11 protein-coding genes are annotated in these 22,442 nt (G+C 33.8%); all 11 read right to left on the bottom strand.

The features are described from left to right. Positions 1–3: 3 nt before the first annotated feature. Positions 4–321, bottom strand: coding sequence for a hypothetical protein (locus ABZA65_RS03595; protein WP_373070690.1), 318 nt, complete (start codon positions 319–321; stop codon positions 4–6). Positions 322–349: 28 nt separating this feature from the next. Further along, a complete protein-coding gene (locus ABZA65_RS03590) occupies positions 350–1,336 on the bottom strand; it encodes a PAS domain-containing sensor histidine kinase (RefSeq protein ID WP_373070688.1) in 987 nt (328 codons plus the stop codon). Continuing rightward, positions 1,333–2,592, bottom strand: coding sequence for a M18 family aminopeptidase (locus tag ABZA65_RS03585; RefSeq protein WP_373070686.1), 1,260 nt, complete (start codon positions 2,590–2,592; stop codon positions 1,333–1,335). Before ABZA65_RS03585 ends, ABZA65_RS03590 begins: the two co-directional genes overlap by 4 nt. A gap of 18 nt (positions 2,593–2,610) precedes the next feature. Continuing rightward, positions 2,611–6,234 carry a DNA polymerase III subunit alpha gene (gene dnaE, locus ABZA65_RS03580; protein ID WP_373070684.1) on the bottom strand — a complete coding sequence of 1,208 codons (3,624 nt, stop codon included), beginning with the start codon at positions 6,232–6,234 and terminating at the stop codon, positions 2,611–2,613. Positions 6,235–6,381: 147 nt separating this feature from the next. Then, positions 6,382–8,502, bottom strand: a complete 2,121-nt coding sequence (locus ABZA65_RS03575) for a methyl-accepting chemotaxis protein (protein WP_373070682.1) — start codon at positions 8,500–8,502, stop codon at positions 6,382–6,384. Between the two features lie 130 nt (positions 8,503–8,632). After that, on the bottom strand, positions 8,633–9,988 hold the full coding sequence (locus tag ABZA65_RS03570; protein ID WP_373070680.1) for an OprD family outer membrane porin: 1,356 nt from the start codon (positions 9,986–9,988) through the stop codon (positions 8,633–8,635). A 109-nt stretch (positions 9,989–10,097) separates the two neighbouring features. Continuing rightward, the gene (locus tag ABZA65_RS03565; RefSeq protein WP_373070678.1) at positions 10,098–12,569 is read right to left on the bottom strand and encodes an EAL domain-containing protein; all 2,472 of its coding nucleotides are present in this window, start codon (positions 12,567–12,569) and stop codon (positions 10,098–10,100) included. Next, complete coding sequence (locus ABZA65_RS03560) at positions 12,566–15,031, bottom strand: EAL domain-containing protein (RefSeq protein ID WP_373070676.1); 2,466 nt, start codon at positions 15,029–15,031, stop codon at positions 12,566–12,568. Before ABZA65_RS03560 ends, ABZA65_RS03565 begins: the two co-directional genes overlap by 4 nt. 87 nt (positions 15,032–15,118) lie before the next feature. Continuing rightward, the gene (locus tag ABZA65_RS03555) at positions 15,119–15,499 is read right to left on the bottom strand and encodes a two-component system response regulator (protein ID WP_373070674.1); all 381 of its coding nucleotides are present in this window, start codon (positions 15,497–15,499) and stop codon (positions 15,119–15,121) included. A 26-nt stretch (positions 15,500–15,525) separates the two neighbouring features. Continuing rightward, on the bottom strand, positions 15,526–21,588 hold the full coding sequence (locus ABZA65_RS03550; RefSeq protein WP_373070672.1) for a PAS domain S-box protein: 6,063 nt from the start codon (positions 21,586–21,588) through the stop codon (positions 15,526–15,528). Between the two features lie 123 nt (positions 21,589–21,711). Continuing rightward, positions 21,712–22,380, bottom strand: coding sequence for an XRE family transcriptional regulator (locus ABZA65_RS03545; RefSeq protein ID WP_373070670.1), 669 nt, complete (start codon positions 22,378–22,380; stop codon positions 21,712–21,714). Between the last annotated feature and the right edge of the window lie 62 nt (positions 22,381–22,442).

The raw sequence follows: 22,442 nt of genomic DNA, 5'->3' as shown, positions 1-22,442 counted from the left end.
TTGTTAAATAAATACGTAGTTCTGTAACTTAGAATCCCATTTAAAGTACTTTGAAACTTTTTCAAAAGCTTTTTGAACAAGCGTATCGTCATCTATGTTTGAATCATATATAGTTATCGGTGTATGATAGTATCTATTATAAGACTCTATAGGATGAAAAACTATATCCTGCCATGTAAATTCTATTTTGCCCTCATAAGGTTCAAATGGAATTCTACTTATAACAGTTTTATTTTTAACCCTGCATTTAAAATAACAAACAACATAAAACTGATCTATCTTTACATGGTCTAGTATCTTGTTTAAGCTGTGTCTTTTCATATTGGCTCCCCTTATACAAAAAAACACATTAAGCAATATATATACCAAAACCTTTTTTGTTAGTATCAAGCAATTCAACCTTACCACCGTGAGCTTCGGCAATTTGAGCAGATAACACAAGCCCTAACCCGTTACCCTTTACCTTAGTTGATTTAAAAGCTTCAAATAACTCTTTTTTATTTTCTATAGGTACACCACTATCATATACGTAAAATTTATGTGTGTTATCTTCATATCTATATACTAACTCTATAACACCTGTATCTTCATCATCTAACTCTATCGCATCAATGGCATTAAACAAAAAATTTGAAAATAAGATCTCTAATAGATCTATATCTCCATCGATTTCAAAATCGTTCTCCGGCATTATAAAGCTTATCTCTTTTGAGTATCCGTAACTTCCACAGTCATTAATAAGATGCTCTCTTAGCTTTGAGAATTTAAAGACTTTTTTGTTTATCCTTATTCCCTTTGAGAACATCAATGTAGCTTTTATAATGCGTTCTATTTTAAATATAGACTTTTGGATCTCATCCACGATAGGAATATTCTCAGGCAGTACACGTTTTTTAAGAGTTGAGCTAAGTAGAGATATAGAACCGATAGGATTTCTGATTTCATGAGAAAGATGTGCTGCCATCTGCCCCATTGTAGCTAGGTTTTCTCTTCTTTTTTGCTCGGTAATGTCTGTACAAGAGAACATTTTTTTATCTTTATGAGTAGAACTTTTAACTATGTATGAACGGTCTTCAAAGTTAAGTTCATAATCATCGTCGCGAAATTCCATAAGCTCAAATAATTGCCATAATTCTCTGGCTTTAGAGTTTTGTAAAAACACTTCACCGTTTTCATTTAAGATCCATATGGCATTTGGCAGGAACTCAACTACTTTTTCAACAGTACCCTGCAAGTGATCATAAGACTGCTTTAGTTCTGTAAACTCTTTCTCAACCTTGTAAGTCTGTTCAATTAAAAGAGTAAGTTCCTCTTGGGTTATTTGATTTTCGCTCAAACAGTATATCCTAGTATGATTTTATAAAGCGAGTGTGCATCATCACTTCCTGCAAGCTCACGAATAGAGTGCATAGCTAAAGTTGGAAGTCCTACATCTATAGTGTCAATTCCAAGACGAGTTGCTGTTATTGGACCTATTGTTGAGCCACAACCCATATCGCTTCTAGTCACAAACTGCTGATAAGGCTCGTTGATACTTGAAGCCACATTCATGAATCTTGAAATTGTTTTTGTACTTGAAGCATAACGCTGATTTGCATTTATCTTTATAACTGCACCCTTATTCATTAAAGGGGCGTGTTCTTTATCATGTTTAGAATGATAGTTTGGATGCACTGCATGAGCGTTGTCTGCACTTATGAGTGTAGATGAGCGAACCATATGTACAAAATCTTCATAATTTGGAAATATTCTCTTTAGTGTATTTTCCAAAAAGCTTCCTGCAGCTCCACTAACACTGTCACTTCCAACTTCTTCGTGATCATTTGCTACAAATATCATAGGAGTATTAGCTTCAACAGAGCATATACTTACAAGTCCTACATAACATGAAAGTAGATTATCAAGTCTTGCAGAAGCTATAAAATCATCATTTAAACCAACATAAGAAGCTTCTTGAGCATCGTAAAAGCTAAGTTCATTTGCATATATCTCTTTAACATCACTTATGCCGTTTTTAACAAGTTCTTGTTTTATGAACTCTTCTAAGTCAAAATCTTCACTTGTAGTCAATATAGGTGAAATATCTGTTTGTTTGTTTATAGTTCTTTCATTGTTGGCATTCTCATCCAAATGAATTGCTAAAGAAGGGATTGTAGCTATTTTCTTTTTAACATCTATAAGTGTCTCTTTTATCATGTTGTTTGAATCTAAATAACTTACACAACCAGCTAATGATAAGTCTCTATCAAACCATGGATTTAAAAGAAGTCCTCCGTATGGTTCAACTCCAAACTTTACAACACCGTGTTCTTTCATAACAGAGTTTGGTTTTAGTTTCAGGTTTGGTGAATCTGTATGAGCACCAACTAAAAGATAGTCTTTTCTTTTTGGATATGTAAAAGCTATAAGTGATGAATCGTTTCTTGTTACATAGTATTTTTTACCCTCTTGTAAACTCCATGCCTGCTCTTCAAAAACTCTCTCAAATCCTGCATTCTCAAGCATCATACCTATATTTTTCGTAGCATGATACGGTGTAGGCGATGCATCTAAAAATCCTAGTAGTCCTTCGTTAAAATCATTTTTTTCCAAAAAATATCCTTCTTTTACCTATAATATATCTATATTTTCATTCCCGTCAATAGCTTTTATGATATTATTATTTACTCTAATAGCAGAATCTATTACTATGTTTTGCAGTTTAGAGATAATAGTTACTTTTAACTCTCTGCTTCCAGGATTTTGTCTAACAAGAGTATATAACTCTTCTAACTGATTTGTATCATCACTTAACCTGATGGCTAAATTTAAAGGTTCTTGCGGAATCTCACGAACTTCTTTTTTCGTTTTTTTTGTCTCTTTTGCAGCCTCTTTTAGTGTCATGATCTTTGTAACACCAATTCTGGTAAACATCTCAGTATGAGTTATTTTTGCTTTAAATGCTATGGGTTCATCAAGATCCATCTCTTCAAGCTCGTTTAGTTTATCTTCAAAAAGCATAATGTCTATGTTTCCGTGAAAATCCATAAGATCAACTATTCCAAACTGATTACCTTTTTTTGAAATCTTTTTCTGAACATCTTCAACTTTACCTATAAAAACAACATATGAGCCGTCTTTTGCATCAGATATCTCAGATGACAGTGTATAATTTAACTCCTCTATCTGCTCTCTAAATTCATCAAGAGGGTGACCAGATACATAAAAACCTAAAGTGTCTTTTTCAAATTCCAGAATGGCTTTAAGAGAATACTCTTCAGAGTTTGTAAGTTTAAGATCAACTGTAGTTATCTCAGCATCATCTCCAAACAAACTACCCGCTGCATTTTTCTTTGCTTCACTTGCATTTTTGGCAGTCTCAACAATAGTTTCTATCTGATCAAGTAAAGCTTTACGCGAATATCCAAACCGATCGAACGCTCCAGCTTTAATAGCAGATTCAATAACACGCTTGTTTACTTTTGATGGTTCTATTCTATTTACGAAATCTTGTAAAGATGCATATGGGCCGTTTTCTTCACGCTCTTTAAGCATAGAATGAATCGCTGCTTCACCAACACCTTTTATACCACCAAGTCCAAAAAGAACTATATCTTGATCATCTTTAGTGATTGCAGAGAACTCTAGCTGAGAGTCACAAATATCAGGCGGTCCAAGCTCAATTCCCATACGTTTAACTTCATCGATATAACGAACAACTTTGTCGGTATTGTCTTTATCACTGGTTAAAAGTGCAGCCATAAACTCATTTGGATAGTATGTTTTTAGCCAAGCTGTTTGAAATGTAACCATCGCATATGCAGCCGAGTGAGACTTGTTAAAACCATAACCGGCAAATTTTTCAATCAGTTTAAACAGATCACTTGCAAGGTTATAGTCAAGTCCAAGTTTTTGTGCACCTTCGGAGAATAAACGGTTATATTTCTCCATCTCTTCAACTTTTTTCTTACCCATAGCACGACGAACAATATCTGCACCGCCTAGACTCATACCACCGATAATCTGAACGATCTGCATAACTTGCTCTTGGTATACAATCATCCCGTAAGTTGGACCAAGTGTGTCTTTTAGAAGATCAAAACTCACCTCTTCAAAAGGGTAAAAGATCTCTTTTCTACCATGCTTACGCTCAATAAAGTTATCAAGCATCCCAGATTCCATCGGACCCGGTCTGTATAATGCCAAGACCGCGATCAAATCCTCAAAGTTAGATGGTTTTAGACGTTTATTCAGATCCTGCATACCAGAAGACTCTATCTGGAACATACCTATTGTTTCACCAGTTTGAATAACCTCATAAACCTTAGGATCGTTCTCATCTATTTTATGCCAGTCTACATCTATATCGTAACGGCGTTTTATAAGTTTCGTAGCATTTTGAATAACGTCAAGTGTTTTAAGACCAAGGAAGTCAAATTTGATCAGATCTATATCTTCCATGTAGTTTAGTGAGTATTGTGTAACAAAAGTATTCTCACCTGAAGGCTTATAAATTGGTGTTTTTTTCCATAATTCTTCATTACTAATAACTACACCGGCAGCGTGAATCCCTGAATTTCTTTTAAGCCCCTCTAGTTTTTTAGCAAATTCCCAAACACGAGCTGCATTGGCATCAGTTTCAATAAGTTCTTTTATTTTAGGTTCTTTTTGGAAAGCTCCCTCTTTAAACTCATCACCCTTCATCTTTCCATTAAGTGTGATACCAAGCTCATCAGGAATTAGTTTAGCCATCTTATCAGCTTGAGAAAGCGGCATATCAAGTACACGTGCAACGTCACGTATAACCCCTTTTGCCAGAAGTGAACCGAAAGTGATGATCTGCGCAACCTGATTACGTCCGTATTTTTTTACAACGTAGTCTATTACTTCACCACGGCGAGCCTGCATAAAGTCCATATCGATATCGGGCATCGATACACGTTCAGGGTTAAGAAACCTCTCAAAAAGAAGATCATACTTCATAGGGTCAATATCTGTTATCTCTAAAGCAAATGCAACTAAAGACCCTGCAGCTGAACCACGCCCGGGTCCTACGGCTATTCCCATTCGCTTAGCTTCGGCAACGAAGTCCCAAACGATCATCATATAACCAGGGAATTTCATAGAGTTGATGATCTCCATCTCAAACTCTAGTCTGTCTTTATACTCTTGATGACGATCCTCAGGGACAAACTTTAAACGCTCTTCTAACCCCTCTCGACACTTATGAATAAAATATGCTGCGTCATTTTTATCAGCTGCAAGAAGGTGTTTCTTTTTATCATCATCACTTGCATCCGCACCTAATGGCGGATCATCGTCAAAGTCTATATCTAGACCCTCTTTTTGAGCATACTCTTTTGTAAATTTAAAGTTAGGTGGTGTAGGAGTTTTAACTATAGGTACAAAATCTTCACACTTATCAACTATCTCTTGAGTGTTTGTAAGTGCTTCAGGGATGTCTGCAAAAAGTTTTGCCATCTGATCAGGAGATTTTAGATAGAACTCATGTACAGAGTGACGCATACGGTTTGGATCATCATAAAGTTTATTCATACCGATACACATAAATGCTTCATGGTACTGTGCATCATCTGGATATGTATAGTGGGTATCGTTTGTAGCTACTACTTTAATACCTGTCTCTTGAGAAATTTTTAGAATCTGTTCATCTATATTTAGCTGATCACCAATACCGTGACGCATGATCTCTAAATAAAAATCATCTCCGAATATTTCTTTATATTCTAATGCAATTTTTTTTGCTTCATCGTAGCCTTTTGCACCAAACTTAACATTTCTTTCACTAAGATTTAAATGCCAGTTTACCTCACCTTGAAGACATGCAGATGTACAAATAATTCCTTCCGAATGTTCACGAAGAAGCTTTTTATTTATACGAGGGAAATAATACATCCCCTCAATAAATGCTTGAGATGAAAGATACATAAGGTTTTGATAACCTTTTTTGTTTTTAGCAAATAAACAGATATGAAATCTTTGCTTTGTAGATTTATCATCTAGTGTTTCACCGTTATGTATATAACCTTCCATACCTATGATTGGTTTAATACCGGCATCTTTCATTTGCTTGTAAAAATCTATTGCTCCAAACATGTTTCCATGATCGGTCATAGCTACACTTGTCATACCAAGCTCTTTAACCTGTTTTACAAGGTTTGTAAGTTTATTTGCACCGTCTAGTAGTGAATATTCTGTATGCAGATGTAAGTGGGTAAATGGTTGAGCGCTCAAATTTAAGATACCTTTCACAATATAGTATTTACTTAAAGAGATTATAGTAAAAGAGACTTAATATTTGATAATTATTTTTAAAATTAAAGGTCTGATACTGCAGATATATTTTCTCTGCAGTGTATTAAAATAGCTAAATACTTAAGACTAAGTTTTAAAATGATTTAACTTCTGGGTTAAGTTTTCAGTTTGGTTATAAAGATGATTTGTTGCATTTGCGATCTCTTCAATATTTCGTGCATTTTCCATTGATATAGAGTTAATCTCGTTTATTTCATCTGCAATATCTCTTATATGTTTTCCTGTATTTTCAAAATCTTTCAATGCATTATCACTTGCATCTGTAGCTTTATTTACAAGTTCAGTTGTTTTATTTATTTTATTTTCTACGTCTGTAGAAATTACTGCTAGATCATTCATATCTTTAGAATTACAGTTCATCTTTTCACTCGCAGAAGTTATGGACTGAACTATAATACTAATTGTTGTATTTATCTCTGTTAAACTTTTTTGTGTCCTCTCAGCAAGCTTTCTTACTTCATCCGCAACTACGGCAAAACCACGTCCATGTTCACCTGCACGTGCAGCTTCGATAGCTGCATTTAGCGCTAGTAAATTTGTCTGGTCTGCTATATCTGAGATAACTTCTAAAATGCCTTTGACCTGTTCTGCATCTTTAGATAGTGCTTCTACGCTAACTGCAAGTTCAACTTCGTTTTCTGCAGTTATTTGAACCTTTCTTGTCAACTCTATAACTTCATCTCTTAGCGCACTTAAAATTGTATTTGCTTCTAAAATATCATATTTACTGTTTCCTGCATCGAATATAGAATTAGATATCTCATCTATTATACTATTAGCCTTTTGTGAAATTTCATTAACTATATTTACAGATTTTTCGACATTTTTACCTGTTTGCATAGAGCTTGTAGATAATTGATGAGAAATTGAAGAGTTCTCTATACTTGAGAGTTTAACTATACTGATACTTGAATGAACTTTTTCTATAAAATAATTCATATACTTTGCGATCTCGTTAAGTTCATCATTGCTTTTTGTATTAATTCTTTTTGTAAGATCACCATCACCCTCCGCCAAATCTGATGCGATATTAACTATATTATTTATAGGAGCAATTATTATCTTGTTTGCTATTAGTGAAACTATAAGCATCAATACTCCCGCTAATACAATTGATATCCCTATAATTTTAAATGTAGAAGCAATTATCTCATCAGTAGCACTCTTTCTCATTTGTACTATTTTTGCTTCTATATTATCTATATATTCTCCGGTTCCGATGATCCATCCCCAAGGTTTAAAGATCTGTACATACGACATTTTCGGCTGCGGTTCATCGTGTCCCGGCTTTGCCCAGCTGTAGTTAACGACACCTTCGCCTTTTTCATTTACTACCTTTACCATCTCGTTAAACAGGTATACGTCTTTTGGATCTTTTACGCTTGAGAGGTCTTTCCCGTCTAACTGCGGTTTTATAGGGTGCATTATCATCTTAGGAGTAGCATCGTTTATCCAAAAATATCCGCTTTTTCCAAATCTCATCTCAGAGATAGTCTTTAGTGCATCTTCTTTCATTTTTGCACTGACGTCAGAGACATACGCCCCTGTTCCTATAACCCACTCAAACGGCTTAAAAAGTCTTACGTAAGATACTTTTGGCTGAGGCTTTTCAAAGCCCGGCTTTGACCAGCTATAATTTACTACACCCTCGCCTTTTGTTTTTGCAACTTTAACCATTTCATTAAAAAGATAAATACCGTTTGGATCTTTAAAATCAGAGAGATCTTTGCCATCCAACGAAGGTTTTATCGGGTGCATTATCATTTTAGGAGCAGTATCGTTTATCCAAAAATATCCGCTATTTGCATACCTAACAGAAGCCACGATCTCTTTTATACGTTTTTTCAATTCACTCTTGGAAAGCTGATTTTTGTTGTTTTGATACTCTTTATCTAAGATGCTAAATAAAAAATCACTCTGATTTTTAAGATCGTTTTGAACTTCTTGTTTTATCTTTTGCTCTGATGTTCTTTGGTAAAAAGAGTCAATCGATTTCAGTGCTACCGATATATAATTTTTAAGCTCAGACTCTTTGTTCTCATAAGCCTCTTGCCTATACTTTTGAATATGGTCCTCACTTAAACTTTTAACACTATATATTGACTGTATTATAATTACCGCCGTAACGGCTATAATAGTTGCGAGTATTATGCCCTGTAATTTTAATTTTATTGAAATTGATTTCACTGTACGACCTTTACCTTCTACTTGTAATTATTTATATAAATATTATAATAGAAATAAATAGCATAAACATAGCACTTAAGTCATGTTTAAGTCACATTAAGTCCGTTATATTTTATATAATTATTATTGACTAAAAATTATAGTTAGCTATAAATCTATACTCATTCCAGCCTGTATCGCCTGAAGCACTTTCAGCAAACTTTCTTGGAAAATTTCCGCGCACACGAAGCTGTAAATTTTTAACTATAGCATCATTATAGATAACATCAAATCCTGGTTCCGTTGCAGTTCTTTTTATACCGTAACCGCTATTTTCATCCATATCAAATGAAGCATAATACGCAGTAGCAGAGATATTTGGGCCTAGATTGTTAAAGCTATAGCTAGCAGCAACTTTACTAGCTTTTGTGCCAGCCAAGAACTGGTGTCTTGTTACCATACCTTGCGTGAAAGCAGGCATCCCGCCAAAAGGGCTGATAATTGCATTTGCATAACTTACATCCGTTGTAGAGTTAGCACTTGTTTGTGAATATGCTCCATATAGAGTTAACCATGCAACTTTAAAACCGAGTTTGGCACTCCAGTATAAACTGTCTATCTTACCATCACCTCCTATTGCACTTAAGCGTTTATCTCCGATATTGTTTTCTTTAATCATTTGAGCCGACAAAAAAGGATGAAATGAATCGATTAAAAGGCAATTCCATTTTATATCTGCATCTGCATATATTGCATTTAGCACATCATGTACATACGCATTCCAAACTTGTGCTTTAAAATAATTATTCGGCTTATAGATCACGGCACCGGCTGTTACTCCTTTAGTCGGCGTACCTATCGCGTAATCTCCCATATTTACAAAATCACCTACTTGATTTTTATCATCCGTAGCTGAATAACCACCTGTTGCAGCCAATATTCCACCGCTATATGCACGACCGAAAGTCCCTTGTGCAAATTTAGTAACGTGTGCAGCTATTAAAGTAGTATATGGAATATCTGTATTGCTAAGCACATATGCTTCAAAAAGGTTTGGAAGCATTCTTGCATCATCTGAACCGGCAAGTGGAGTGTCAAGTTTTTGACGCCCGCCTTTAAAAGTAGTGTTTTCTATCTTGTATTGAAAATATGCTTCACCTAAAATTGAGTAACTGTTATTATCTTTTCCAAGTAAAGTAGGATCTACCTTCGAGTTGTTTGCTTTATCTGCACCTAGACCAAAACCGTTTGTTGTGTAAAATGATGCACCAAGGCTTACACCCTTCAGCTCATCTGTCTCATACTTCAACTTACCGCCTACTGCATTCGCACTTCTATGTGTAGTAGTTCCTGCACTTCCCTGATATTTTCTATTGATTGAGAACTCTCTAATCTGTCCGCTTGCTTTTCCATTAGAAAACATACTGCTAATATCATCTGCAGCTTGAATATTTACAAAACTTAACAGCCCAGCGGTTATATTAATTACAAAAATAGAACTTTTCACTTTAGCTCCTTTATACCTATCATATATATCAATAATAGTACTAAAGTATTGAGCATGAAACAGTCATATATAATTGGTCTTTATGTGACTTTTATTTAACTTTTTAGATTTATGAGGAAAATCTTTCCATGTAGTAATCTTCAAAATCTTCTATAGACATCGGTTCTGCAAAGTAATATCCTTGTACTTCATCGCATCCAAATTCACGTACTAATTCTAAAACTTTCTCACTTTCAACACCTTCAGCAATGGATCTTAGGTTAAAACTTTTAGCCATTTGAATAATTGTTTTCACTATACTTTCATACTCTTTATCTCTTAGTATATCTTTTATAAAAGATTGGTCTATTTTCAATTTATCTACCGAAAAACGTTTAAGATATGAAAGACTTGAATAACCTGTACCAAAATCATCTATAGAGAGCTGAACACCAAGTTCCTTAATATCTTTTATATTGAGTAATATATTCTCTGTGTCATTAATTAGAATCGATTCTGTTAACTCCAATTCTAAACACCTTGGATTTAATCCACTTTCATCTAAAGAGCGTTTAACAAGCTCTTTAAAATTGCCACGTCTTAATTGAACAGCCGATATATTGACAGCAACTATTATCTCTTTACCATCACTGTTCCAAAGTGCCGCTTGTCTACATGCTTCCTTAAGTACCCACTCTCCAATTTCTATTATCAGTCCGCTTGATTCAGCTATAGAAATAAAACTCATTGGAGACATAATCCCATGCTTTGGATGATTCCATCTAAGAAGAGCTTCCACTCCGTTTATTTTATTATTTACTATATCTATTTGAGGTTGATAATAAAGTATAAACTCTTCTTTTTTTATTGCATTTTTAAGATCATTTTGTACCTGTAACATCCCGATCAGGCTGTGTTTCATCTCTTGAGTGAAAAAGCAATAATTATTTTTACCTATCTCTTTTGCTTTATACATAGCGGAATCTGAACTTTGGAGCAGCTCTTCAAAATTTTCTCCGTCTTCTGGATATACTGCAATACCAATAGATGCAGACATTGATATCGTATGATTGTTTACAACAAAAGGTATTTTAAACTCATTAATAAGTTTATTGGCCACTTTGGCAATATCCTTTCTTTCTTTTATATCAGATAAAACTAATAAAAATTCATCGCCTCCCTGTCTACCTAATGTATCTCTTGCTCTTATAGAATTTTCAAGCCTACTTGACACCACTTTCAGCATCGCATCACCTGTAGTATGTCCTAAAGAATCATTTACGTTTTTAAATTCATCTAGATCAATAAACATAAAAGCTGCTTTTTTATTTTGGCGTTTTGAATATTCTAATACCTGTTCTGTTCTATCTTTTACCAATATACGATTTGGAAGTCCTGTAAGTGCATCGTGATGTGCCATAAACTCTACACGTCTTTCAATATTTTTTCTCTCAGTAACATTGTGACCTATTGCAAGTGCACCTATTATCTCTCCGTGACTGTCCCTCTCCGCAACTATATGTAAATCATGTGCAACATACTTTCCGTTTTCAAAAACTATCCATTCCACTGAAAAGCTATCATTCTCACCGCTGTTGATTACTCTCATCACCCTCTGTTGATACTCTTGTGCACTCATATTTAACATGTCCAGATAAATACCCCATTGTTTTTCCGGTTTGTTATTTGTTACTTCATCTTCAGGAATTCCTGTTTGCTCCATAAATGCTTGGTTGGCATATATACGCTTACATTCATGATTGTATCTCATAATGATATTTGGAGAATTTTCGGCTAAGGTTCTAAACATTTCCTCTTTTACTATAAGTTCTTCCTGCATCTGTTCACGTTCTTCAAGTGGTATAATAATTGCCTTTTTGATAATAAAAGATGTACTTAAAATAAGTATAACTGCTATACCTAAAGATATAATTGCTAAATTAACTATCGTTTTACTAATAGCTTCTTTTTCTTGCTTCCTCATCTTTTCAATATGATTCTCAATATAGTCTATATATTCGCCGCTTCCTACTATCCAACCCCAAGGTTCAAAAATTTTTACAAATGATATCTTTGGCAAAGATACTTTTGAACTAGGCTTCGGCCAGCTGTATTTTATAAAACCTTCACCGTTTGCATTTACGGTTTTTACCATTTCATCAAAAATATATATTCCGTTGTTATCTTTCAAATTGGAAAGATTTTTTCCGTTTAAATTTGGAAATATAGGGTGCATAAGCATATTTTTTGAAATATCATTCACCCATATATAACCATTTTCTCCTAATCTTATTTGAGATAATGACTGCAAGAGTTTTTCTTTAGTTTGTAACTCTATTTTTTTTTGCTCTTTTTGTGTCTTATTCTCATTTTTTGATACAGAAGCTTTATAAAACTGTTCTACAGTTTGCATAACGACATATACATAGTTCTTAAGTTCACGTTTTTGATCTTCATATGATTCTTTAGAGTATCTTTGGATATTCTCTTGACTTAGACTCTTTATGCCATTTATTGACTGAGTCATTATAAGTGCAGTTGCAGATATAATGACAAGTACGATAATAAGCTGTAGTTTTAATTCTAAGGATATTTCTTTCATTGAGAACAACTTTCACAGTAGTCGTTAAACTCATCTTTGCACATCGGTTTTGCAAAATGGTATCCCTGAACTTCATCACATCCAAATTCATTAATAACTTTTAAAACATCTTTATCTTCAACACCCTCTGCAATAGTTTTTAAATTAAAATTTTTTGCCATTTGAATAATTGTTTGAACTATCTTAGCATCATCTTTGTCGTTTAATATATCTTTTACAAATGATTGATCAATCTTCAGCTTATCTACTGCAAACCGTTTAAGATATGAAAGACTTGAATAACCTGTTCCAAAATCATCTATAGACAATTGAATACCTAACTCTTTTATAGCCTTAACTGCTTCTAAAACTGTCTCTGTATCGTTTATTAAAATAGACTCTGTTAGTTCAAGCTCCAAATATTTTGGATTCAGCCCTGTTTCTGCTAAAACAGTTTTTACTACTTTTTCTAAATTTCCACGCTTGAACTGTACAGCCGAAACATTCACGGCAACGGATATATTTTTACCATCGTTATTCCAAAGGACCGCTTGTTTACATGCTTCCAATAGTACCCACTCTCCGATCTCTACAATCAGTCCGCTAGATTCAGCTACCGGAATAAAACACATAGGTGATATAATTCCTTGTTTTGGATGTTCCCATCTAAGTAATGCTTCAACACCGACAATTCTATTATCAGCTAGATTTATCTGCGGTTGATAATGCAGCACAAACTCTTTATTTTTGATCGCTTTTTTAAGATCGTTTTGCATCTGAAACAGTCCTATTAGATCATGCTTCATCCTTTGAGAAAAGAAGCAATAGTTGTTTTTTCCCTCCTCTTTTGCCTTGTACATAGCTGCATCTGAACATTGAAGCAGTTGTTCAAAATTATTTCCGTGATCAGGATATATGGATATACCGATCGATGCTGACATTGATATATAGTGATTATTGATCGAAAAATTTTTTTTGCACTCTTTCAAGATCCTTTCTGCAAATGCACTTACTTCATTTATATTATGTACATCAGGAATTATAAGTAAGAACTCATCCCCTCCCTGTCTGCTTAAAACATCATTTGCCCTTATAACACTTTTGAGTCTTGATGAAAGCATTTTTAGTATATCATCACCTGCTGTATGACCTAGTGAATCGTTAACAGTCTTAAATCCGTCCAAATCAATAAATAGAATTGCTACTTTGGAGTCGTTATATTCTGCATTGTTTAATGCCTGGTATGCTCTATCTTTTACTAAAACACGATTTGGAAGTCCAGTAAGAGCATCATGATGTGCCATATATTCGATTCGTCTTTCAATATTTTTGCGTTCGGTAACATTATGACCTATGGCTAAAGCACCTATAATATTTCCACTTTTATCACGTTCAGCTACTATATTGATATCATACGATATATATTCACATGTATCTATTATCATCCATTCCAATGGAATAATATCTTTCTCTCCACTTTGAATGACCTTTTTCACTCTTTCATAATACTGAGATATATCTATATTTAGCAAACTAAAATAAGCACTTAATTCCGTTTCCGGTTTTTTACTTACTGCTATTTTTTTTGGTATACCTGTATATTTGCTGAATGCAGGATTTGTATATATACGATTACCTTCCTCGTCATAACGTATAATAATATTAGGAGAGTTCTCTGCCAAAGTTCTGAACATCTCTTCTCTTGATAAAAGTTCCTCTTCCATCTGTTTCGATTTGGTTATATCTCTTGATACACCTACAATTTGATAAACTCGTCCGTATTTATCTTTAATAGGGGATAGACTTGAGTGAAATATTTTATTTCCAATAGGAAAATTAAATTCACTGGTATACTCTATTTTTTCACCTTTTTCCAAACATTTATTAAATTTTTTTAAAAATTCTTTTCGTACATCTTTATTTGCCAATTCATCTACATAAATTCCTACTATATCTTCCCTTTTTATGCCACATGATTTTTCATATGCTTCATTAATTTCTATATGTATAAATCTTTTATCTGGAGTTACTTCTATAAGATAGATATTATCATTTGAGTTATTGAAGATCTGGGCATATCTATCATTGGAACTCTCAAGCTCTTTTTCGACTTTCTTACGTTTACTAATATCAACTATATTGGCAATACGCTGTAATACTTTTCCATTTTTGTCTTTTATAACGGTAATATGAACCGATACATCAACAAAAGAACCGTCTTTCTTTACATGCGTGGTTTCAAATGCAATATTCTCAAGTGCACATTGAGGATTTTTCCCCTGTTCAGATAGTCTAAACATACATTCAGGAGCAAATACTTTACCTGGCATGACACCAATAAGTTCATCTACCTCATAACCGTGAATAGCTGCAAAAGCAGGATTAACCATCTCTAAACGGTGATCTTCAGCATTACATATCGCAATACCAACTTTTGCGTTATCAAAAATATACTTTTCAAAGTTTAATTTCATTCCAGACATAGATAGCTCCTGAGTAAATTAAAAATTATATTTTTAATAATATCAAGTTCATGGTCATAAAACAGTCACTAACATATCTTATAACACTTACCTTTTATTACCTAGATGATGTTCTATTCTGCTAAGCAGTACGGCTATGTTTATAGGTTTTGTTATGTAATCTACTGCACCCAGAGAAAACCCCATAACTTCATCTCTTTCATCATCTGCCGCAGTAACAAATATTACAGGGATCTCTTTAGTTCGTTCAGATTTTTTCATCTGTCTGCATACTTCATAACCATCTATTTCAGGCATGTTTATATCAAGTAATACCAAATCAGGTAATTCCTCTTTATTTAAAAATTCCAATGCATCGCTTCCGCCTACTGCTACAACTAAATTATAATAACTGCCCAATACTCTATAAAGTGCATCAATATTGATGATCTCATCATCAACTAACATAACTTTCTTTTTAATGTTCATTCTATACTTCTACTTTCTTAACTAATTTAATTTTTTTTTGTTTTTATATTTTTTATTACAGCTTCTGCTGCTTTAAAATCATATTTTTCAAGTGCTTTTAGGGCTTTTTTTAATAACTCTAAAATCTCATTATCAATTTCATATTCGCTACCTACAATATTCTCTAATTTATACTTTGCTTCAGGATTGGATCCTTTTATCATTTTAATTAACTCTTTTAAATCCACATAGTCTGCTTTAATATTTGACCTTTTTATGTCAAAGTTTTTACACAGTACATCTAATTCATTTTCAAATAGATCTAAACCTTTACCCAATTCAATAATTAATTCAAAAATATCTTTACCTTTTTTTATACCTTTTTCTATCTTTACTGCATTACTTGAAATACTATTTAGACCTAAATTAGAGGCGCTACCTTTAATAGTATGTGCTAGTTTTTTTATATTCTCAGTATCTTTTTCATCTTGAGAGATTAAAATCGCTTCATATTTTTCATGTAACATTTGAAGAAGATTACGTAATAATTTACACAAGTTGTATTTATCGTCTCCTGCAATTTGCATAGCCTGTTTTATATCTATGCTTTTATAATTTTTATATATATCACAAGTATCTAGTTTATTTATAATTAAATCTTTTTCAAAGTTGATTTTCAAATACTTTGCAAGTTTTTGTGCCAATTCATTTGGATTTATAGGTTTTAATAGATAATCATCAGCTCCACATGACTTTGCTTTGTTTATACTTTCTTGCGTAGCATCCGCACTTAAGACAATTATAGGTATCTCTATTCCATCATCTCTAATCTGTTTAGTAGCCTCATAGCCATCCATTACAGGCATCTGTATATCCATCAAAACAGCATCAAAAAACTTCTTTTTTTTACCTAGTTTTATAACGGCGTCTCTACCGTTTATAGCTTCTTGGACACCACAACCAAAACGTCCTAGTACACCTAATAGAGTCTCTCTATTTAATGCATTATCATCTACTATTAAAACCTTTTTACCCTCTAAAAATTGTTTTGTATGTTGTATATTTTTCTTTGTGTTTATATCATTAAAACTGATATGATGATTATGGTTATATTCTAAATTAGCAAAAGGAATTCTTACAAAGATATAACTTCCTTCTCCTATTTTACTCTCTACACCTATTGTTCCTCCCATTAATTCAACCAGTTTTTTACTGATCGCAAGTCCAAGTCCTGTTCCACCATGTACTCTTGTAGAAGAAGTGTCTGTCTGAAAAAACTTTTCAAACAATTTTTCCTGATACTGCCGTGCTATTCCTATACCTGTATCTCTTACCCCAAGTTCAATAACAGTATACGTACTTTTTTTTTCATAAACTGATGCTTCTACCCTAACGAACCCATCATACGTAAACTTTATAGCATTCCCTATCAAATTTGTCAGAACCTGTTTTAAGCGAATACTATCACCTTGTACGAAGGAAGGAACATCATCGTTTATATTAAGATAATAACCTATCTTTTTCTCTTGCGAACGCATTGTAAAAATATCTCTAAGTTCTATAATCAGATCATAAAGGTTAAACCTACTTTGCACAATTTCCAATTTACCTGCTTCAATTTTTGAAAAATCCAGGACTCCGCTAATAAGAGATAAAAGTGCATTCGAGGCTGTAAGAATATTTGTTGCATAACGTTTTTGTTTTTCAGGTAGTTCTTCCTCACTCAAAAGGTGTGCCATACCTAAAACGGCATTAAGCGGTGTCCTTATCTCATGACTCATATTAGCCAAAAACTCTGACTTCGCACGGTTTGCAGCTTCAGCCATCTCCATAGCTTTTTCCAAAGCATGTTCAGTTTTTTTACGCTCTGTAATATCTTTTGTTACTATAAGTGTTTGCATCGGATTAGTATTTGGGATTATAACAACAGATACATCGTGTTCTCGTCTCTCTCCAGCTTTGTTTACAAGTCCGACACTATACGTAGTAGGTACTTCTTCTCCTGCCAAGCGCTTTTGATACATCATAGCTAAATATTCTCTATCATCCGGGTGAACTGTATCTAAAAAGTTTGGGCGAACTTCAAGAACATCTTTTCCGTAACCGTATTCATCTACTAATTCGAAATTATTGGTATAGATATACCTTCCCTCTTCAATAACATGCACACCCAAATTAATCTCTGCAATACTTCTTAGAAGAGTTTCTTGAAAATCTTTTTGTTTTTTTATCTCGTTTTCAAACTCTTTAAGTTTTGTCACATTACGTCCGGTTGCCAATACACATTTAACTTCTCCGGAGTCGTCCATTTCAGGTGCAAGACTAATAGAGCTAATTATTAGACGTCCATCTGCACCGGGCCATGAAAACTCAAACTCATTCTCTTTTGCTGTCTCATAAACTTTTAGTATAGCCTTTTCATATGCTCTAGCCTGTGGAGTATCGATATAATGTGTAGGTTTTTTACCTATTAATTCATCAATACTTCTACCGGACATTTTGGCAAAAGACGGATTTGCATATGTCCTTACACACTCTTTGTCGTAACGTGCCACGGTATCCGGTGTATTTTCCATGATAGTGCGAAATTCTTTCTCTTGCTCTTTCAGTTTTTCTTGCATCTGCAACTTCTCTGAAATATCGCGGCAAACAGCAAGAACATACTCTCTTCCGTTATACTCAAAAAACCGACTATTTACATCTATGGAAAGTAATTTACCATCTTTTCTTTGCTGCTTAACCTCTTTCGACCAAGTCTTATTTTTAGAAATATCCCTCCAATATTCTTTCCAAACTTCTGTTGAAATATCTGGGTCTATATCCATTATATTCATTGTTAAAAGTTCATCTTTTGTATAACCTAAAGTATTGCAGGCACCATCATTTGCATAATGTAATACTCCATTCTCATCAATAAGAAACGCTGTATCTACCATACTGTTAAGTGTAAACTCTTTTAAAAGCAGCTCATTCGTTGCTTTTATCTGTTTTGTCATGTTTCGACCTATAGCAAGAATAGTGATTACATCTCCATTATCATCTTTTTCAGGGATAAAACTTATTTCATGTATCTCTGTTTCACCGTTTTTATTATAAACTTCTTGACAAATATTTTTTATTGCTTCTCCTGTTGAAGAAACTTCAGAGATTGCATTTATAACTTCTTTATGACTAGGAAACTCTTCACTAATGCGCTTACCTAAAACTTCTGATGCCTTAACATTCAACGTATCTTCATGCACCGGATTAACAAATAAATAAGTCCCATCTTTACTAAAACGAGCAATATTATCAGGAAGGTTTTCTGAGAGTGAACGAAACTCCATTTCTCGTTTTTCCAGTAGTATTTCTACTTCTTTACGCTCTGTAATATCCTGCACCGTACCCATGGAATAAATAGCCATACCCTCATCGTCATATTTGGTTTCGCCTCGCTCTTGAATGTACTTCACTCTTCCATCTTTCATTAACAAACGATGTTCAACCATATAAGGTATTTTCTTTTCCACCGACTCGCTGAAAACCAAATCAACCATCTCCCTATCATCAGGATGAATAGCTTCTTGGAACGCCTCATATGAAGCACCAAACTTGCTTTTATCGATCTCAAAAATATTAAAAACTTCATCCGACCAACTAAGTATATTTGCCCTAAAGTCCAACTCCCAACTACCAATATGAGCAATACGCTGTGCTTCATTTAATGATTCTTCTTTTTTTCTAAGAGACTCTTCCATTCCTTTGCGTTTAGTAATGTCTCGACCAATTCCAAGTACTCCCATAAACTCATCGCCGTTGTAAACAGGAATTTTTCTAGTTTCTAAAACTGCGTGTTGATTATTGCGGGCAAAAACGATGCTTTCTTCATTGATCCGCATCTCTCCAGCTTCCATCGCTTCTCTATCTTTTTGGCGGAAAAAATCTGCTTGCTCTTTAGAGATAAAATCATAATCGGTTTTGCCAATAATCTCATCACACTCAGCACCAAAAAAGTTCTCAAATGCAGGATTGCACATGAGGTAAACACCATCTTTATCTTTGACCCAGACAAGATCCGGAATTGTAGAGATAACTGCAGCTAGTTTTGTTTTGGTCTTTTGTAAGTACTCTTCTTGTTCTTTTCGTTCGGTAATATCCAGTGCTATACCATTCCAAAGTATAGTGCCGTCGCTCTCTTTTTGCGGAATTGATCTAAACTCAACCCACTTTATAACCGAGTCTTTTATGATTCTTGTTTCAGTATGAAATGGTGTCATATTTTGTGCAGACTCTTTTATAGCCTCTATAATATAATCTTTATCATCAGGATGCGTCATATTGTGCAGTGCATCTGAATTTTCTGCAATGTCTTCAGGTTTAAGTCCGTAAATATCTTCTATACCTGAACTTGCAAAAGGAAAACTCATCTTCCCTTCCGGTGTCATTTTAAATACATAAAGAAATCCCGGAGAGTTTTGCATAAAGCGCGACATATACTGTTGCGTGTTAAAAAGTTCCGTTACATCACGCCCAATCGTCAGCACTCCTGTTATCTCTCCTTTTGTATTTTTCTCAGCATGTATTCTTATTTGGTGATGTTGTTCTTCTCCATCATCACCCGGAACACTCATATATATATCACGGTTTTTTCCGTCTTTTAACACCTCTTGTACATTACGATCATGCTCATCCGTATTAAGATTAAATGAAACATCGTTACGAGTTTTACCTTTTAACTCTTCAAATGGTCTGTTTAGAGTTTTTTCAAGTGCAGGATTCATATATACAAGACGACCGTCTTTGTCTAAGCGTGCAATATTGTCCGTAGAGTTCTCTGCCAATGCTCTAAACATCTCCTCACTAGCTTCCAACTCTTTTTGAGCACTAATGTCGCGAGCAACCATCAGAACAGTCTCTACACTTCCATCAGCTCCAAACTCAGGAGTACTTATAGCTTTGAAATGGATCGTTTTGCCATCAACGCTCTTTAGAGGCACTTCGATCGTGTCTGACTCTCCGGTTTTAAGAACTTGTCGTACACTCTCTTCCATGCGCTTGCTGTCCTCTACCGAGAGAACTCTTTTTTGTGTCGATGTTTTACCAAGCAGTTCATCTATGGCTATACCGGTAATTTTTTCTAAAGCGATGTTTATATAGCTGCGTTTTGCATCTTTGTCGTAGCGAATTATAGGGTCAGGCGTATTTTCTGCAATACTTTTAAACATCTGTTCTTGGGAATCAAGCTGTCTTTGTATATGTTTACGTCCTGAAACTTCTAAATCCAACATTGATATAGTGTTCTTAAGTTCATCCGTACTAGCCTGTACACGCTCTTCCAACATCAAATTTATTTCACTCAGAGCCTCTTGAGCACATATTCGCTCAGTTATATCTTCAACCATTACTAAAAAGTAATCTACACTTTTATCATCATTACGTACACAACTTACAGATAAATTTGTATATACTTTTGTACCGCTTTTATGAATAAATCGTTTTTTAAGAGTATATTCTTCTATTTCTCCATTTAATACTCTTTTAAATTGCTCTTCATCATTAGCCAAATCATCAGGATATGTTATTTCACTCCATGTCATTTGCTGCAGTTCTTCAAACTTATATCCAAATATATCACAAAATTTCTGATTTACTTTTGTCCATGTTTTTTGAGGAGATAGGATCGCCATCCCTATAATCTGGCATTCAAAGAAAAGATGCATTTGCTCATCTATCTTTTCTTTTTCTTGTTTCTTAAATTTAGTTATATCTCTAGCAACACCTACAATTTTATAAATTCGACCGTTATCATCTTTTATAGGAGATAAAACAGAGTTATATACTTTTGGACCTGATGGAAAATTATATATTGCAGTATAATCTGTCTTTTTTTGATTTTTTACACAAGTAGAGTATTTATCTATAAGGATTTCTCTAAACTCTTTATTTTGGAGCTCATCGACATAAATATCTACTATCTCTTCTTTTGGAATTCCCATATTTTCAACATATGCACGGTTTATATCTCTGTGAATAAAGCGTCCGTCATTAGTTACTTCAACAATGTATATAACATCATTAGTGTTTTCAAATACTATGTTGTAATTTTCAGAATTTGTTTCTATCTCCGACATTGAATACTACTTATTAAAAATAATTTCTTAATAACATGGTAGCGGTTTATCGGTCATATAATAGTCATATGATCACAAAAGTAAATTTACTATCTTGTGACTAAAGTTATAATTTGTAACACATTATACTTTTGATATATTCATTTTTGCTATAACTTTGCCTAGTATACGAAAATCTTGACAATCAGCTTTAAGCTGTGGGAAAATCAGATTATCTGAGTTTAATATGATCTCCTTTGACTTAGGTTCAATAAAAACTCTTTTTAAATATATTTCATCACAAAGAAGGACTAGGTATATTTTTTCATTAGATGCCTTCACATCATCTTTATCTATAAATATCACATCCCCCTCTTTTATTGTAGGATTCATGGAGTTACTGGTTACTCTTATAGCTTCTATATTTTCACTTGAGATCAATTCAAGCATATCTTTTGCCATAGATATATCTATGCTATTTACACTATTTTCATCACTATTATAGTGTTCCATATCTTTGTAGTAAGGAATACTAAAACTGTTGTTAAAAGGTGCATCGGATAGATTTTTAACTTTTAGAGAAAAATCTCCCGTATTTAACATTATTTCTCCCTTTCCATCCTCTAGCCATTCCTGACTAAAACCATACTTTTTAGCTAAAAAAAGACTATCTCGAGGCTTGATAGTCATAGTATTACCTTGCTCCCAGCCCTTTATTTTACCGTCTGAACAACCTAAAACATCTGCTAACTCTTGTTGACTCATACCAAGCTTTTTACGAACAGCTCTAATCCTATCTGCCAAGCTTTGCATTCTTTTTTATTCCTTAATTGCTAGTCTTAATATCTATATAAGATTAAAATATATAAACTTTC

Origin of the sequence: Sulfurimonas sp., assembly GCF_041583195.1 — a bacterium.
Taxonomy (GTDB): domain Bacteria; phylum Campylobacterota; class Campylobacteria; order Campylobacterales; family Sulfurimonadaceae; genus Sulfurimonas.
The sequence above is the reverse complement of the archived record's forward strand: the minus strand, read 5'-3'. Positions and strand labels throughout refer to the sequence as shown.

Excerpts from the sequence above, each read along its gene's own strand:
- ABZA65_RS03555 (WP_373070674.1), bottom strand. The coding sequence starts at position 15,499 with ATGAACATTAAAAAGAAAGTTATGTTAGTTGATGATGAGATCATCAAT.
- ABZA65_RS03595 (WP_373070690.1), bottom strand. The coding sequence starts at position 321 with ATGAAAAGACACAGCTTAAACAAGATACTAGACCATGTAAAGATAGAT.
- ABZA65_RS03550 (WP_373070672.1), bottom strand. The coding sequence starts at position 21,588 with ATGTCGGAGATAGAAACAAATTCTGAAAATTACAACATAGTATTTGAA.
- ABZA65_RS03560 (WP_373070676.1), bottom strand. The coding sequence starts at position 15,031 with ATGTCTGGAATGAAATTAAACTTTGAAAAGTATATTTTTGATAACGCA.
- ABZA65_RS03565 (WP_373070678.1), bottom strand. The coding sequence starts at position 12,569 with ATGAAAGAAATATCCTTAGAATTAAAACTACAGCTTATTATCGTACTT.
- ABZA65_RS03545 (WP_373070670.1), bottom strand. The coding sequence starts at position 22,380 with ATGCAAAGCTTGGCAGATAGGATTAGAGCTGTTCGTAAAAAGCTTGGT.